We start from the raw sequence: 1,011 nt of genomic DNA, 5'->3' as shown, positions 1-1,011 counted from the left end.
CAGTGTGGCGCGGAGGTCCTGAGGAATCCTGTCCTGCTGCCTCGAGCGCGTACCTCAGAATCTTTGATGACAGGCCCTCCCCGGGCGGTCTGTGTGGATCACTGATCGCAAGGGGAGGAGACGGTCTTTCATGGACGTGGTGATCGACCGGGTCGCCGGGTTGGACGTGCACCGGGACACGGTCGTGGCGGCGGTCCGGGTTGGCGGGCGTGGTGGCGGCCGGCGAGGGGAGGTGCGGACCTTCGCCACGACGGGAGCGGGGCTGACCCGGCTGGCCGGCTGGCTGTCGGCGGAGCGGGTTTCTCTGGTGGGTATGGAATCCACCGGCGTGTACTGGAAGCCGGTGTATTACATGCTCGAGGATTCCTTCGAATGCTGGCTGTTGAACGCCCAGCATATGCATAACGTGCCGGGTCGGAAAACGGATGTGACCGACGCGGCGTGGATCGCGCAGCTGCTGGAACATGGTCTGGTCCGGCCGTCGTTCGTGCCCCCGAAACCGATCCGGGCGTTACGGGATCTCACCCGGCATCGGCGGACGACGATCGAGGATCGTACCCGGGCGGTGCAACGTCTGGAAAAAGTCATGCAGGACTGTGGGATCAAGCTGACGTCGGTGGCCTCGGAACTGTTGGGGAAGTCCGGCCGGGCGATGATCGAGGCGATGCTCGCCGGGGAGGAGGATCCGGAGGCGCTCGCCGATCTCGCGCGGCGCCGGCTGCGGGTGAAGATCCCGCAGTTGCGGGAGGCGTTGGCCGGCCGGCCGTTGGCGGATCATCAGAAGCTGCTGGTCCGTCAGCTGCTGGCGCAGATCGACCTGTGTGACGGTGCGGTCGCCGAGCTGGACCGCAAGGTCGAGGTGATGCTGGCCCCTTTCGTGGATCTGGTGGGGCGGGTGATGACGATCCCCGGGGTGGGCCGGCGGACAGCGGAGTGCCTGATCGCCGAGGCGGGGATGGACATGGGCCGGTTCCCGACCGCGGCGCATCTGGCGTCCTGGGCGGGGATCTG

1 protein-coding gene is annotated in these 1,011 nt (G+C 67.3%); it reads left to right on the top strand.

The features are described from left to right. Positions 1 to 130: 130 nt before the first annotated feature. Positions 131 to 1,011, top strand: an 881-nt coding sequence (locus MXD62_RS27650) for an IS110 family transposase (RefSeq protein WP_248832327.1), incomplete at its 3' end; no start/stop codon positions are given.

It is taken from the genome of Frankia sp. Mgl5, from assembly GCF_023242985.1.
Taxonomy (GTDB): domain Bacteria; phylum Actinomycetota; class Actinomycetes; order Frankiales; family Frankiaceae; genus Parafrankia; species Parafrankia soli.
The sequence above is the reverse complement of the archived record's forward strand: the minus strand, read 5'-3'. Positions and strand labels throughout refer to the sequence as shown.